Source organism: Tateyamaria sp. LSS28 (assembly GCF_059611725.1).
The window spans coordinates 349490-364070 of the sequence record NZ_JCAPFI010000001.1; the positions used below are offsets into that span (position 1 = coordinate 349490).

The window sequence follows — 14581 nt, forward strand, 5'->3', positions numbered from 1 at the left end:
GGCAAGGCCTGCGCGTCAGCGACCGAGTTGCTGGCGCAAGGCCCCCACGATGGCCAGAACAGCGCCACCACCGATGCCACCACCGGCAACCTGTTGCAGGATGCCTGCCAGATCCATGCCACCGCTGGCATCGCCGCCCAGCATCGACAGGACCGTGCCGCCGATGCCGCCACCAACGATGCCGCTGAGCGAGTTGACCAGAACCCCCTGATTGAGGTTTTTGAGCATACCGCCCGCAGCGTTGCCGCCGACTGCGCCGGCGATCAGGCCTATAATGAGTTCCATGTGTTCCCTTCCCTGCGGGGGCCTTATCCAGGTCCGACCCGCACCCCCTTTGCGCACCGGCGGCACGGGGATAGCGCAGTTTCGCTGGACCACATCAGGGGAAAGCACAGCCAGTTTTCCCATGGCTGAACGGAAACGTATGGCGTTACCCGCGTTCCTTGAGCAGGCGCTGCTTCTGGCGATTCCAGTCGCGCTTGGCCGAAGTGTCGCGCTTGTCGTGCAGCTTCTTGCCCTTGGCGATGCCGATCTTCAGCTTCGCGCGGCCCTTGTGGTTGAAGTAGAGCACGATGGGCACCAGCGTCATCCCCTTGCGCTGCGTGGCGTTCCAGAGGTTCGACAGTTCCTTGCGGCTGACCAGCAGCTTTCGGGGGCGGCGTTCTTCGTGCTTGAACGATTTGGCCTGGTCATAGGGCGCGATGTAGCTGTTGATCAGCCACAATTCCCCATTGTCCACATGAGCATAGCTTTCGGCAATGTTGGCACCACCGGCGCGCAGGGACTTGACCTCGGACCCTTCCAGCACGATGCCGCATTCGAGGTCATCCTCGATCGCGTAATCAAAGCGGGCTCGCCGATTTTCGGCGGCCACCTTGTAATTGGGGTCTGATTTACCTTGAGCCATGGGCGATGGATGTAGGGGGTTGGCCGGGTGCAGGCAAGGGCTCTGCAGGAGTTCATGGAATCTTGGGATTTGGGCGAATAAGCTTCGCGGCGGGGAAAGAAACGGAGAATTGGTATGCGGGTCTGGATGGTGCTGGCGGCATTTGCCGCCCTGTTGGGCTGTGCCGAACCTGTCCCATCCTCAGGTGCGGCCCGGATCATCGCCACGGGTGACAGTCTGCTGGCATGGAACGCAGCATCCAACCGATCCGTCGTGTCGGTTTTGGAAAAGCGGTTGAGCGCCACGGTTGTGGATCGGTCCGTCGTTGGCGCACGCTATCACTATGTACTGCCTATCAGCGGCAGCCTGGGCCTGCGGATCGGCAGCCAATACGCCGTCGGTCGCTGGGATTGGGCGATCATGAATGGAGGCGGTAATGACCTATGGCTGGGCTGCGGGTGCCGCAAATGCGACGCCCAGCTGAACAGGCTGATCAGCGCGGACGGCACGAGCGGCACCGTGGTGGATACGGTGCGCCGGGCGCGGGCCGATGGCGCGCGGGTGATTTATGTCGGCTACCTGCGGACGCCGGGCCAACCGTCGATGATTGATCACTGCCGCGACATCGGCGATGCCTATGAGGCGCGGCTGGCACGGATGGCAGAGGGTGACGCAGGCATCACCTTTGTCTCGATCGCGGATCTAGTGCCCCATGGCGATCTGAGCTTTCACGCAGCGGACCGCATTCATCCCTCCCCCAAGGGCAGCGCGGCCATCGCGGCCCGGATTGCGGCCGTGATGCGGTAAGGCGCACGTGTTGTGCGCCCGCCCCGGCAGTTTCAGGGCAGGCGCGTTGGATCAGGAAAACGCCTGTTTCAGTGCCGGAATGCGCGACAGGATCAACCAGTCAAGCGCCAGAACCGTCAACAGCGTGATCCCGGCCATCGGAAAGGCCAGCGAGATGGCAAGCCCCACAAGCACGGCCCCCTGCCAAAGCGGCATATCGCGTGGCAGCGCGGGCGCGGCCAGTCGCAACCCGCCGGGTCGCCGTTTCCACCACATCACCACGCCCGAGACACACAAAAGCAGCACCGACAAGCAGATCAGGGTGTTGGCCAGCACGCTCCACAGGCCCAGCGTGCCCATGTGCAGGGCGATACCCACGGCCATGGCCTTGCCCGCCAGCGAGTAGTCGGCGAACTGCACATCGGCGAGGATTTTGCCCGTGTACCGGTCGATATGCGTGGTCCGGTCCGCCACGGGGTTTTCATTGTCATTGCTCATGCTGTCGCGCGACAGGGTCCAGACACCATCCGCACCGCTTGGCAGGTTCAGCTGATACCGCGCATCGAACCCGATCTGGCGGGCCAGCATGTCCACTGTGTCGAGCGTCACGGGCGTCCCTTCGGGCAGCCCCGTGATCCCGGCCTGGCTGCCGGAGGCCGGCATGGGCGTCTGCTCCAACGCCCAAGGCACTTCCTTGGGGCCATGGTTCATTGAGGCGTGGATGTCGTCCGACAAGGGCACGTTGTCCCATTTCTCGGCCGGGAACTGGCTCCAGGCCTGGACCATCTTTTCGCCCCAGACGCCTGCCCAGGCGAGGCCGGAGATCAGGAAAAACACTAGAAACATCGAGATCCAGATGCCGAAAACGCCATGCAGGGATTTCCAGGTGGCCCGTCCGCGCCCGAAGGATGGGACAAGCGCCGCGCGCCAGCCGGCGCCACGGGGCCACCACATGTAGAGGCCCGTGGCGATCAGCACCATGCCGAGCGACGCGGCAATCTCGATCATGCGGTCGCCGGTGACGCCCAAAAGCAAAGTGCCATGCACATTGTCGGCAAAGTCATACCAGCCCGAGCGGCGCGGGAAGGTTTCAAGCACTGCCCCGGTATAGGGGTCGATGGCCACCATGGTGGCTGCGCCTTCGGCGTCCACGCGGAAGATGGCGGCGCGGTCGTCACTGCGGGGCGCCACGTATTGGCGCAGCGCGCCGCCGGGTATTGCAGCAACGGCTGCGTCGGCCTGTTGGGAAACGGCCAGCGCTGCCCCTTGCGGGATCACTGGAATGCGGTCGCCGTCGCGCCCGTCAACAAAGGCGATCCAGAGCATTGCCATGCCGGTGATGGCGAGCATCGCAAAGAAGGGGATGACGTAGAGACCGGCATAGAAATGCCAGCGCCATGCGGCGCGATAAAGCTTGGAGGACGCGGTCGCGTCTTGCGCCTGTGCAGGCGCCTGGGTTGGGTCGATAGAGACCATTGGGGAACTTCCTCTGTCAGATCAATGTTTTGGATTGGGTCTGTCAGAGGTGTGCGGGCGGCCCCCTTGGCCGGGTGCGGTCGGGGCGCAGCTGCGCAAGCGCTTGCGAGACGCGGGTCAGTTTCGGCGTGAAGGCAGAGATTTGGGCCGCGTGTGCCGGGAAGTCGATGGCGGGCGCACGGTCAAGCGTCGCTTGCCCGGCCCAGTCGCAGAGCTGGTGCTGTGCCTCGACCGGGTTGCCATCAGCATCAAGCGTGACAGTCGTTGTGTCCAGCCCGGTACAAATCACCATCGTGATTGTCCCCGCCTGCGCCTCGGGCATGGTGCCGGGCGCGATGAGCGAAAACAGCATGAAAAGCAGTGTGATCGCGGCGCGCAGGCCGACCCGGGCCAGCGAGATCAGGTTGTTGAAAGGGCGCGCGCTCATGCGCACCGCTTATAGAGCAGTCTGTTCAAAGCCTACACGCAAAACTGTCGCAGTCATCGACGGCAGTGCTGTCCAGCGCTCAAAACCGTAAATCTACCGCCCGTCAGTCGCCAAGCTTCTTGTGCACTTCGTCGAGGTCGATCTCGCCTATGGGCATCTTGTTGGACGGATCCTCGAAATCGTATTTGAACACTTCGAAATCGCGTTTGTAGATCTCGTAGACCAGATGCATCGACAGATCGTCGAAGTAATCCTCGACCGGGTGAGCGCGTTTTGGGCCATGCCCTTCGCTTTCGTTGAAGCGGGGGATGTCGGCGATGTTCACGCTGGTGGGCGTGTCGATGGCCTGCATGACCTCTTCCATGCCCTCGTTGAACTTCTCGGTCCAGATGATCTTGTCATACTGCCCGCCGTTCACGATGAAGGTGCTGACATGGCCCGACATGGCGGACCAGTGAATGTCAGGCTCCATCGGGCGGCGCCAGCGGATCGTGTCCCGGGCAAAGAGCAGAAAACGGCGGAACGACTGGATCTGGTCAAACTCCTGCTTGCCATCATCGCCCCCGACCTCGATCCCGTATTTCTGGATCAGGAGCGGGACGAGGTTGCCGCGATAGCGTTTGCCGTTGCGCTGGATGCCGCAGATCTTGTCAAAGAAGGACGACAGGATGCGGGTGTAGGGGTTGCGTACGCAGGTGAAGGCGTAGGAACCATGGGATTTCACGTTGTCGGTGATGATCGGCTGGCTCGCCTCAAGCGCCCATTTGTGCATGCCGCCTTGGGCATCGTGAATGTCGCCATCAAAGAATTCGCCGTGATCCGAGTAGAACATAATCTGCCCGATGGTCGAGCAGGCGCATTTCGGCACCACGCGATACACAACACTTTCGCTTTCCGTCATCCAGGTCCCTGGGAACCCCATACCACTTGCCCTTTTTACCTGCTGCGATCCTTGCCGCCCGCGTTGTGGCGCAAAAAAGCAAATAAATCCTGTTTATTCAATCTCTCCTTAGCTTTATCACCGTAAACAATCGCACGCTAAGAGGCAGTAAAGTTTCCTGAATGGCAAAAATCGCCTACATCCTGCTGTGTCACAAGGACCCGGAGGCCATCATCAAGCAGGCCGAACGCCTGACGGCTGCGGGCGACTATATGGCGATCCACTTTGATGCCCGCGCGAGCGGTGTGGCGTTTGCCAAGATTCGCGCGGCCCTCAAGGACAATCCCAACGTGGCCTTTGCCAACCGCCGAATCAAATGCGGGTGGGGAGAATGGAGCCTTGTCCAAGCCACACTCTATGCCGTTGAAAGCGCTGTTGAGGCGTTTCCCCGCGCGACCCATTTCTACATGCTGTCCGGCGATTGCATGGCAATCAAGTCCGCCCAGTACACCCACCGCTTCCTTGATGACAACGACGCCGATTTTATCGAGAGCTTCGACTATTTCGAGAGCGACTGGATCAAGACCGGGATGAAGGAAGAGCGGTTGATCTACCGCCACTTCTTTAACGAGCGCACGCAGAAATGGCGGTTCTATACCAGCTACCATTTACAGCAACGCTTTGGGATCAAACGTGAAATTCCGGCCGACATACAGGTACAGATCGGCAGCCAGTGGTGGTGTCTGCGGCGTCGGACTATCGAATGGGTCCTGGACTTCACCCGCCAACGCAAGGACGTGATGCGGTTCTTCCGGACAACCTGGATCCCGGACGAGACGTTCTTTCAGACCATCGTGCGCCATGTGGTGCCGGAGGACGAAATTCGCACGCGAACGCTGACCTTCCTGATGTTCACGGATTATGGCATGCCGGTGACATTCTATGACGATCACTATGACCTGCTGCTGAGCCAGGATTTCCTGTTTGCCCGCAAGATCAGCCCGGAAGCGCGGGATCTGAAACGCCGCCTTGGCCTGCTGTACGCGGCGGAGAATGTGCAGTTCCAGATTTCGAACGAAGGGGCGAGCCTGTTCAAGTTCCTGACCGGACGGGGCCGGATCGGGCGCCGTTTTGCGACCCGGTTCTGGGAAACCGAAAGCACCTTGGGGCGCAACCGCGAACTGCTGATCATCGTCTGCAAGAAGTGGCACGTCGCCAAGAGGCTGCTCGAACGCATCCGGGTGACAACCAACGTTCCTGCGATCGAGTATCTGTTCAACGAAGAGCATACGCCCCTGCCCGATCTTGGTGGCATCCAGACAACCTTGGAAAAGCGCACGCGCCACAGGCGTGCGTTGATGCGGATGCTGTTTGACTATTTTGACACCGATCGCCTGATTGTATGCATGGATCCGGGCAACCTGGACCTGTTGCAGGACTTTGCGGGCGATCGGTCAATCACGCGGATGCTGGAAGTTCAGTGCGCTTTTTCCGATGACTACCTGATTGGGCATGCCATGCGTGTGGGGCTTGCCGGAGAACAGACAAGCACGGAAACCCTGGAACGATTGTTGCCCACGATCCGCAACGATATGACGTTCGAGTCTGATCGCATCCGCGATGCGAATTTCGAACACTTGGATCGGATCCAGGAAATTGCGGATCTGGATGACAACGCGTCTGCACTGTCTCACTTTTTGAGCGTCCCGCCTGAGAAGGCGCGCGAGATCGCGTCTGTCGACTACCTGTTTTCGGACTAGTTTGCGGCTTTGCGGTCGCACTGGCCGGGCCGCTTGCCTATAGACGCTGTCATGTCCACGCAAACCACAGCCCCGATCTTTGCCATCACCTTGCCCGGGATGGAGGATACGCTTGCCGACGAGGCGCGTGCGCATGGCTTTGATGTGCAAGGCGTGACACCGGGTGGCGTTCATATCGGTGGCGGGTGGCCCGAGATTTGGCGCGCCAATCTTGAGCTGCGCGGTGCAACGCGGGTGCTGTGGCGCATGGGGTCCTTCATGGCGTTCCATCTGGCCCAGCTGGACAAGCGGGCCCGCAAGTTTCCATGGGCAGAGGTGTTGCGCCCGGATGTGCCTGTGCGGGTTGAGGTTGCGACCTCGCGCAAATCCAAGATTTATCATGCGGGTGCTGCGACCAAGCGGATTGAAACGGCTTTGGTTGAAGGCGCGGGCATGACCGTGGCAAGTGACGCGCCTGTCACCTTGAAGATACGCATTGACGACAACCGGGTGACGATCAGTGTCGATACGTCTGGCGAGCCTTTGCACAAACGCGGCCACAAGGAAGCGGTGGGCAAAGCCCCCATGCGCGAGACGCTGGCTGCGCTGTTTCTGCGCCAATGCGGCTATGACGGGACGCAGCCGGTTTTTGACCCGATGTGCGGATCGGGCACTTTTGTCATCGAAGCCGCAGAGATCGCTGCCGGGTTGCAGGCCGGGCGGGCGCGGAGTTTTGCCTTTGAACATCTTGTTGGCTTTGACGCAGGCGCCGTGTCGGACGTGCGCACGTTTGAGCGGCGGGGCGCACCACAGGTGCGCCTTACCGGGTCGGACCGGGATCAGGGTGTGATCGCGATGGCGCAGGCCAATGCCGAACGGGCCGGTGTTGCGGACCTTGTGCAATTTGAGACAGGCAGTGCAGGTGACATATCCCCGCCCGATGGGCCGCCCGGCCTCGGCATCGTGAACCCGCCCTACGGTGCGCGGATCGGCAACAAAAGGGCGCTTTACCCGGTCTATGGCCGGTTGGGACAGGTGCTGGCCGAACGGTTTTCGGGCTGGCGTGTGGGCATTGTGACCAGCGAGGCATCATTGGCGAAAGCAACCGGTTTGCCGTTTGAACCCGAAGGACCAAGCATCGCCCATGGCGGGTTGCGGGTGAAGCTGTGGCGCACCGGACCTTTGCCGTAAGGCGCAGGTATCCTGCGCCGGGCGCGGCGGATCGAGATCCACCTTACGGGGCATTTCACCTGTCAGGCGGAGGTGTCCTCCGCCCTATTTCGATTTCCACGTGTCCAGCCAGCGCCGGATGCGTCCGCGCCGCTCAGACACGGCATCGCCTGCCGCTTCCCAGCTGTCTTGAATCTCTTCCAGTCGCGGATCGATCCGTGACCTGCGGAAGCGCCGCCAGCGCACCCAGATCGCGTAGAAAATCGCAGCGATGACCATCAGGACGAGGATATTGACCCACGGAATACCCTTGGACGCATCCGGCCCCTCGATCTGGCGCAGGGATATGGCGTTGGGGAAAATCGTGAGAAATTCGTTCCGCCATCCATAGTGCGTCAGCAGGTACCATTCCGGTGCATCCCGGGTCGAAACGGAATCCGCCGCCTCGGTATAGAGGTTCGAGGTATCGAACTTGAAATAGGGCGGCCAGCTCCAGCCTGTATCCTCGTTCCGGTACACCATGGGCCGCCCGTTGGCGCGTACCGTCTGGATGAACTGCACATCGCGGTTGATCAGCCCGTCGGACTGCGTGTCGGGCCGGGACCAGAACATGCGCGTCCAGTCCCCCAGCTCTTGCCGTTCTTCATAGGTGTTCACGATCCGCACGATGTCACGCTGGGGCAGCGTGTAGTGCAGGAACGCCCCCACCACGACCCAGAAGGCAATCAGTAATGTCCAGCCGATGTAACGCATAACGTCCCCTTCAGGCGAAATTCACAAGATAGATGATCAACCCCACAAGGAAGATCGGCACGATATAGACCCCGAGGATCAGCTTGCGCCTGAGCGATCCATTGTAGTCGGCCAGCCCGTCTTGCACGTAGGCCTCGCGCGGGCCGGGCTTGTCGCCGGTATCCCATTCCTCTTCCAGCCGGTCGCGCGCCCGCGCCCGCGAGTAGAGCGACAGACAGACATAGATCACCGTCAGCACGACAAACGCGATCAGGAACAGTCGGGCCAATACCATAATCTTACCTCCTCACCGCGCCCCAGGGGCCAACCCGCGCGATCAGGTCGCGGGGCTGTGGGGCCGGGTCCATGGGCGCGTCGTGACCAAACAAAGCCTGCCGCGCGCCAACCTTGTCGGCCTTGTACTCGGCTTCGAGATATTGCGCGACATATTCCTTTTTCGCCTCGGGCCATGTGCCATAGGCGGCATAGAACGCCTGCTTGTGGCAGATAAAGAGCTGGCGCACGTCGCGCGGGCAAAGCTCGGCCAGCAGCATGTTCACCAGATCGGCATCCGGCGTGTCGGCGGCACGCAGCGTGTAGAAATAGGCGGGATGGTCCGAACTGATCCGGGGCCACTTGCCCCCGTTCTCTGCCCAGTTGACCAGATCGGCCAACCCGCGGAATTCATCCGGCAGCAGGTGCGCATGTTCGCGGGCCAGCCTGCGCATGTCACGCCGGCTTGTTCCAGCCAGATCCACGCCCACCTCTGTCACGGTCGAGACCAGAATGAAGTCCATCTTCTGCCGCAGGATTGCAGCCCCGTTGATGCCGCGCGCCTTCACGACCGGTTCAACCAGATCGTTGTATTCGAGGAATTTGGCGATCCGGTTCCGGTCGGTCAGGTCGAATGTGTACTTGGTCGGCACGCCTTCGGGCTTGTCCCCCGCTGCGATGGTGGCCGGATGGTCGAGCGTCTGGAAGATATAGAGCCCGCCGAAATGCGCGGTCCAGAAGTTGCCCTTGTCCATCTTCAGCGGTTTCAGCTTGACCGGGTTGCGCGTGACATCGCCCGTTTGCCCGGCAAGCTGGATCATCTCACCGATCAGCACATCATCGAACCACGCGTCGTCTTCGCTTAGGAACCTGTCGACCTTGCCCGCAAGCCTGTCGGCATTGCGCACTGTGCCGCGGGTCGTGTCCGCCTCGACCGTGATGGCGCGCAGGTCAAAGAGCCGAGCGGGGTGGCTGATATCGTAGACCGTGTTGATCAGTTCGCCCGCCACGGCATCGCGGGCGGTGAGGGCAAAGAGGGCGGCCTCGTTTTCCGCGATGAACCGTTTGAGGATGCCATGCGAGGTGGAGAATTTCGCATCAAGCAGCGGGCATTTGCGTTGCTCGGTCGAAAGCAGGATGAACTGCCGGTTGACCCCATTGTGGTTGAGGTAGAGCGGATCTCCCAACTCGTTGCCGACCTCGGGCGAGTAGCCGGAGATGTCGATGTAGAAATCGTTGAGCCCCGTGCGCTTGCCCGTCAGATATTCAAGCGCGCGGTTGTACCGTTCGACCAGCGCGGGCGAGGCCACATAGAACAGGTTGCCGAACATCAGGCCACGTTGAATGAGGCGGATCATGAGCGGTCCCTTCTGAGTTGCGCAAGCCGCACAACCAGCACGCCGACGCTGGGCATCGACAGCGACAGGAGCGCGTTGGCAAACCCGGCTTCCCCGCTTGGGCCGAGGATGGGGAGCGGCAGGCCCATGGCTTGGATAACAAGCACGAGGACAGCCGCGATACCGATGATGATGCTGGTGCAGAACATGCCAAACAGGAAGTCGGGCAGCGGGAGTGCACGTTTGAGCATCGCAGGCAGGACCCATGCGGCGGCCACGACAAGGCCCATGGCGATGATGCCTGTGATGATCATGGCGCGGCCCTGCCCAGACGGAAGATCAGCGGTGTCGCGAGGGCCAGAAGCGGCAGGGCGAAGCTGCGGAAGGTGATCTGGAGGTTGTAGCCGATATAAGCAGGCCAGGAGTTGTTGAAGAGCAGCATGGTTTCGGAGAGCGGCGTGCCTTCGAAGCCCATGGCGGTGTGGATGGCGGCTTGGGTGAGGAACAGGAGCGCTGCGGCGGCGAGGAAGCCGAAGACGCTCCAGCGGAGGGGGAGGACGGAGCCGAGGATGAGGGCGGCAATGGTTATGATGATCAGCAGCATCAGCTTTCCCTTTCTGCCATGTCCTTGCCCCGCCACTGTTCGACCCGCTGTGCGAGGTTCAACCAGCAGAGCAGTATGATCGGCAACCATGCCACTGCGAACAAGAGCGAGCCACGGACCGCAATCTCGATTGCAAGGAAAAGGCCGCCCATTTCGGCTGTACGGGCGAATTTGTCGGGTTGTAGAGCAGCAAAAAGACCTGCGGAAAGGAAGACGAGTACGGCCGCCGATACGGCGATAGCGATCATCACCTTGAGATGTGAGCGCGTGTCAGACGGTGCTATGAAACGCGGCACCAACCAGCCCAGCACACCCGCAATCAAAAGCGGCAAGCCTGTGTTCCAGAAGGTGATGCTGTCGGAGATCATATGGCAGCCTCACATGCAAAGCTCGAACGCTGCGAAACCGGTGCATCATGTGAACTGTAGGTGCCCGGCATCGCCGGGCCGCGCCCGACCTCCCCCCCGGGAGGGCGCATTGGTGATGTCACGTGCCGAACGGTCGAAATACATGCTTCTCTTGCCCCGCCCAGCATGTCTGCAGCGCGCGCCCACCCGAGGTCGGGCACGTCCCGGTTTGTGTCACGCATTACTTCAAGCAACATAGTATTCACTTGCTGCTTTCGAGAATTTCTTTGACGTGGTCCCATCGAACTCTCAAGAACGCTTGCGATTCTGACAAAATAAGGGACAACTCTTTCGCCCGTTCATCTTCGGATCCCGTGATACTCTCCAGCATTATTGATTGTAGCTCCTTGGATTTTTCTTGGTCGCTCACAAACATCAACACTCGATTCATCGCTGCAATTGCCTCCATCGAATCCTCTTGTTGGCCTGCGAGAGTTATGAAATTTGAAAATGCCTCCCTCAATTGAGCATTTCGCTCATTCATCATGCTAGCCAACTGTACGTCTCGCTCGAGTAACCGGTTCTCACTAGCTCTTTTTTCTTCACGACTAGATTGAGCATTTGATACCAAGCAGGTCACCAAAAGTGTGAGACAGGGAATTCCAACAGAAATAACAAGCGCTTGGTTGCTCACAATCCACGCGTTGATTTCCTCAATCACCCCTTCCCTCCCAAATACCGCTTCTTCGCTTCTTCCTGCCTTCCGAAATCACGCACCATCGCCTCGATCGCCACTTCATCCGACTTGTCCGCGTACCGGAACTCGGAATCTGCGTAGCGGTTGATTTCCTGCACCACCATGTCGACCGTGATCGGCACGCGCAGCTCTTCGATCATCGCTTTCTTTTCGTCATAGGCTTTGAACAGGAACAGCTCCGGCTCCTCCATCCACTCATCGGGCAGTTCGAAATCCATGGCGCGGACCTTCACCGCATCCGTGATGTTCTTGATCGCACGGCCCGTAAACCGCTCGTCCGCTTGCTGAATGCCCTTCAGATACGTCCCCAGCTTGGCAATCGTGTCCAACGCGCCGATATCCGAATGCACGCGGTCAAAAACCTCCATCAGCCCCGGTTCATGCGGGCGGGAGTGGCTGTCGAAACTGGCGGCGACGGCCTTTTTGATCTCTTGGGCCGAGAACAGTTCGTGCGCGCCCATGGGGATGTCGTGGTTCTTGCCCATCAGGAGCGCAAGGATGTCGATGTAGTCTTCGCGCGTTTGCGGCCCGTCCACCAGGAACCGCGCGCCCGCCCGCTGGCGCAAGGCGTCGTCCACATTCTCGGGGTAGTTCGAGAACATACCGAAGGTGCAATTGCCGCGCACGACGGTGTTGGCCCCGGCAAAGCTTTCCATCAGCACAGCGGTGATTTCGAGTTGCCCGGCCGATGACTGCCGGTCGCCGCGCTTGCCCGCAAGCTGGTCGATGTCGTCGATGGTGCCGAAGCCGATGACGTTCGGGTCGATGACATTGTTGATGAACGCCTTGGCGTTCTGGCCCGACTTGCCCTGATAGCTGTCGATGTTGTCGGTGCTCAGGTTCTGGTAGCGGAAGGCATAGCCCGCGACGCTGCAATAGTCGTTGATCAGCCCGGCCATCATCTGGATCAGCGTGGTCTTACCCGTCCCGGGCGCGCCGTCCCCCATGAAGGTGAAGATGAAGCCGCCCAGTTCGGCAAAGGGGTTAAGCCGCCGGTCGAAATCATAGGCCATCAGCATCTTGGCGAGCTTCATGGCCTGGTATTTGGCGATGTGATTGCCCACGACCTCATGCGGTTTTTTAAAGGTCATGGTAAGGGTCTGGGTCTTGGCCTTGGTCGCGGGGGTGAAGCCCTGGACGGTGAAGTCATCGGCCTCCACGTGCCAGCTGGCACCGGTGAACGGGGCAAGGCGCGGGGCGTTCTGGGCGCGCAGGGAGACCTTTTCCATCAGCGCCTCGGCAAAGGCGGTGATGGTGGCGACAAGGTGCGTATCGTCGGGGGCGTGCGTGGCGATGTCCTGATCAAGTTCCCAGAGGGCCCCGTGCAGGGCGGTCTGGCCGTTGTCGGTGAGGATCTCCTCGACCTCGCCGACTTCTGCCGTGACTTCGGTCTGGTGGGCGGAGAGCAGGTAGGCGGTGGCGTTTCCAAAGACGTAAAGGGTAATGAGCGCTTCTGCGGCCAGCAACTCGGCAAACTCAGTCTTGCGGGCGGCGGATAGCGCCCCTTCGAGGTTAGCGCGCTTCAAGTCCCCAAGCCCCGAGACCGAAGCGTAGTTCTCCGCCACTGCAAGCGCGATAGAGATGGCGCGACGCAGAGCGTTCAGCGACGTGGCTTGCACGGGCGACATCAGCGCATCATCGTCATCGGCCCCTTCAATGGTCGCCATCATCTGAACAGCCCCAGTGGGCACTGTGCGGCGCGTCACAAGGCCCGGCGTCGTGGTGCGGAAGCGACGGCGGGTGCCAATGCCCGCAGAGCGTTCTTGCTGTGGTGCAGCCTTTCCTTTGCCGATACGAGGCGCGTGGTCAAAGCCCTGCAGCATCGACAGCGCCATGGGGTAGTGCGCCGTGATCTCGGCCTCACGCAGTTCCATTTGATCAGACGTTTGGCTCATATCACTGACCTGCTCTCTTCATCTTGCAAAACATACTTCTCCCGGAGGGCCGATATACCATCTCGCCGCGCCCTCAGTACCGCAGCACCCGCCCTGACGGGCTGACTACAAATTTGCGGACGGAGCCGAAGCCGGGCGGGTTCATCTCTTCGAGCGCCTGGAAGGCACGTTGCGGCAGGACGATGCTGCGTTCCATCCGCGTGGCCCCTAGGTCGGCGCCGCGGCCCGAGAAGGGGTCAAGGGCAAAGACCTCGCGTTCGACGGACGAGAACCAGCCCGAGCGTTCCTCGATCACGCGTTCGGAGTGCAGATCTTCTTCGGTCCAGACCAGTGCCCAGTCCTGCCCTGCGGGTGCGCGGGCGGCTTTCAACACGTCTAGAATCGGCCCCGATTGTTCCGTGAAGGCCGAGGAATACATCGGCCCCGCATAGAAGCGGCGCAGGCGTTTGGGGTGGATGTCGTCGAAATCCTCGTCGAACCCCTTGGCGATGGTCACCAGCTTCAGCTTGCCGAGCGATTGGGCCATCAGATGCGCTTGGGCTTCGGGCCAGCGGCGGGGGTCTTTGGGCAGAGCGGTGCGGCCCGTGTCCTCGACCTCCATCATGTAGATGACGGGTAGGTTCAGTTCGGTGTCGTAGACGGCCCAGTGGATGCGGAAGCTGCGGCGGTCGTCACTCAGGTTGCCGGTCCAGACGATCTGTGGGTCGTTGCGGGGCCAGAAGAGTTGTCCCTTTTGCAGGTCTTCGTAGTAGAGCCGCTGGGACAGGGCGAATTGTAGTTTCGTGGGCACCTGGCGGTCGCCGATGATGACCTCGACCATCTGTTTTTTCAGCTCATCCGCGGTTTCGATGCGATCGAGATGGCGGTCGGCCTGCAACGCATCGGAGGCCATGGTCAGCAACTCTTCAGCCGCCGGAAAGCCGCTGTAGCGCGTGTCGATGGCGAGGCTGCCAAAAAAGCGGCCGGTGTCGCGGCCAACCAGCAGGTACTTCTGGCTGAGCGCACGGAAGGTGAAGGTCAGTTCGGCGATGTAGCGGGTGAGGATCTTGACCTCGTCCCGGTTCAGATCGCCCTCGGCTTCCATCACGCCTGCCACGCGGGCGAGGTGGCCGGTGATCGTCTCGAACTTCTTGAAGTAGCGGCGCGAGGCGAAGAGGTCGGTGAGGCCGGAGGTTTCGGGTTTGGTCATTCGCCTGCGCCTCCACCCGAACCGTCACCCCACTTTTGACGTCCTGTCCGGTCAACTGCCACGTCATATGCACCGATCCAAGC

17 protein-coding genes are annotated in these 14581 nt (G+C 60.8%); 3 read left to right on the forward strand and 14 right to left on the reverse strand.

Annotated features, from left to right (window positions below; all coding sequences use genetic code 11):
• Nucleotides 1–15 precede the first annotated feature (15 nt).
• Together AC53L6_RS01890 and smpB are read right to left on the reverse strand one after the other, a co-directional pair.
• Complete coding sequence (locus AC53L6_RS01890; RefSeq protein ID WP_299744727.1) at nucleotides 16–285, reverse strand: hypothetical protein; 270 nt, start codon at nucleotides 283–285, stop codon at nucleotides 16–18.
• Nucleotides 286–430: 145 nt separating this feature from the next.
• On the reverse strand, nucleotides 431–907 hold the full coding sequence (gene smpB, locus AC53L6_RS01895; protein ID WP_299207814.1) for an SsrA-binding protein SmpB: 477 nt from the start codon (nucleotides 905–907) through the stop codon (nucleotides 431–433).
• Nucleotides 908–1021: 114 nt separating this feature from the next.
• On the opposite strand from smpB, the gene AC53L6_RS01900 reads away from it, so the two are divergent.
• Nucleotides 1022–1693 (forward strand): SGNH/GDSL hydrolase family protein, encoded by a 672-nt coding sequence (locus AC53L6_RS01900; RefSeq protein WP_496906598.1) that lies wholly within the window; start codon nucleotides 1022–1024, stop codon nucleotides 1691–1693.
• A 51-nt stretch (nucleotides 1694–1744) separates the two neighbouring features.
• Here AC53L6_RS01900 and AC53L6_RS01905 read toward each other — a convergent pair whose 3' ends face one another.
• The 3 genes from AC53L6_RS01905 to AC53L6_RS01915 all read right to left on the reverse strand — a co-directional run bounded on the left by AC53L6_RS01905 (nucleotide 1745) and on the right by AC53L6_RS01915 (nucleotide 4497).
• The gene (locus AC53L6_RS01905; RefSeq protein WP_496906599.1) at nucleotides 1745–3148 is read right to left on the reverse strand and encodes a PepSY-associated TM helix domain-containing protein; all 1404 of its coding nucleotides are present in this window, start codon (nucleotides 3146–3148) and stop codon (nucleotides 1745–1747) included.
• A 43-nt stretch (nucleotides 3149–3191) separates the two neighbouring features.
• Entirely contained in the window at nucleotides 3192–3575 is a 384-nt protein-coding gene (locus AC53L6_RS01910) for a hypothetical protein (RefSeq protein ID WP_299600001.1), read from the reverse strand.
• 103 nt (nucleotides 3576–3678) lie between these two features.
• Nucleotides 3679–4497 (reverse strand): sulfotransferase family protein, encoded by an 819-nt coding sequence (locus AC53L6_RS01915; RefSeq protein ID WP_299771093.1) that lies wholly within the window; start codon nucleotides 4495–4497, stop codon nucleotides 3679–3681.
• A gap of 140 nt (nucleotides 4498–4637) precedes the next feature.
• Between AC53L6_RS01915 and AC53L6_RS01920 the strand changes: the two genes are divergently transcribed.
• Entirely contained in the window at nucleotides 4638–6215 is a 1578-nt protein-coding gene (locus AC53L6_RS01920) for a DUF5928 domain-containing protein (RefSeq protein WP_299771091.1), read from the forward strand.
• Nucleotides 6216–6266: 51 nt separating this feature from the next.
• The gene (locus AC53L6_RS01925) at nucleotides 6267–7385 is read left to right on the forward strand and encodes a THUMP domain-containing class I SAM-dependent RNA methyltransferase (protein ID WP_496906600.1); all 1119 of its coding nucleotides are present in this window, start codon (nucleotides 6267–6269) and stop codon (nucleotides 7383–7385) included.
• A gap of 84 nt (nucleotides 7386–7469) precedes the next feature.
• Here the strand turns inward: AC53L6_RS01925 and AC53L6_RS01930 are convergent, their stop codons facing one another.
• From AC53L6_RS01930 to AC53L6_RS01970, 9 genes are all read right to left on the reverse strand, one after another.
• A complete protein-coding gene (locus AC53L6_RS01930; protein ID WP_299207836.1) occupies nucleotides 7470–8117 on the reverse strand; it encodes a DUF1523 family protein in 648 nt (215 codons plus the stop codon).
• A gap of 10 nt (nucleotides 8118–8127) precedes the next feature.
• A complete protein-coding gene (locus AC53L6_RS01935) occupies nucleotides 8128–8391 on the reverse strand; it encodes a hypothetical protein (RefSeq protein WP_366523101.1) in 264 nt (87 codons plus the stop codon).
• A 4-nt stretch (nucleotides 8392–8395) separates the two neighbouring features.
• Nucleotides 8396–9727: a DUF6638 family protein gene (locus tag AC53L6_RS01940; protein WP_496906601.1), complete on the reverse strand. Its 1332-nt coding sequence runs from the start codon at nucleotides 9725–9727 to the stop codon at nucleotides 8396–8398.
• On the reverse strand, nucleotides 9724–10020 hold the full coding sequence (locus tag AC53L6_RS01945; protein ID WP_299207840.1) for a hypothetical protein: 297 nt from the start codon (nucleotides 10018–10020) through the stop codon (nucleotides 9724–9726). Before AC53L6_RS01945 ends, AC53L6_RS01940 begins: the two co-directional genes overlap by 4 nt.
• Nucleotides 10017–10310, reverse strand: coding sequence for a hypothetical protein (locus AC53L6_RS01950; protein ID WP_496906602.1), 294 nt, complete (start codon nucleotides 10308–10310; stop codon nucleotides 10017–10019). Before AC53L6_RS01950 ends, AC53L6_RS01945 begins: the two co-directional genes overlap by 4 nt.
• The gene (locus AC53L6_RS01955; RefSeq protein ID WP_496906603.1) at nucleotides 10310–10678 is read right to left on the reverse strand and encodes a hypothetical protein; all 369 of its coding nucleotides are present in this window, start codon (nucleotides 10676–10678) and stop codon (nucleotides 10310–10312) included. Before AC53L6_RS01955 ends, AC53L6_RS01950 begins: the two co-directional genes overlap by 1 nt.
• A gap of 241 nt (nucleotides 10679–10919) precedes the next feature.
• Nucleotides 10920–11378, reverse strand: a complete 459-nt coding sequence (locus AC53L6_RS01960; protein WP_496906604.1) for a hypothetical protein — start codon at nucleotides 11376–11378, stop codon at nucleotides 10920–10922.
• Nucleotides 11375–13309 carry an AAA family ATPase gene (locus tag AC53L6_RS01965; protein WP_496906605.1) on the reverse strand — a complete coding sequence of 645 codons (1935 nt, stop codon included), beginning with the start codon at nucleotides 13307–13309 and terminating at the stop codon, nucleotides 11375–11377. Before AC53L6_RS01965 ends, AC53L6_RS01960 begins: the two co-directional genes overlap by 4 nt.
• Before the next feature lie 73 nt (nucleotides 13310–13382).
• Entirely contained in the window at nucleotides 13383–14498 is a 1116-nt protein-coding gene (locus AC53L6_RS01970) for a hypothetical protein (protein WP_496906606.1), read from the reverse strand.
• Nucleotides 14499–14581: the final 83 nt, after the last annotated feature.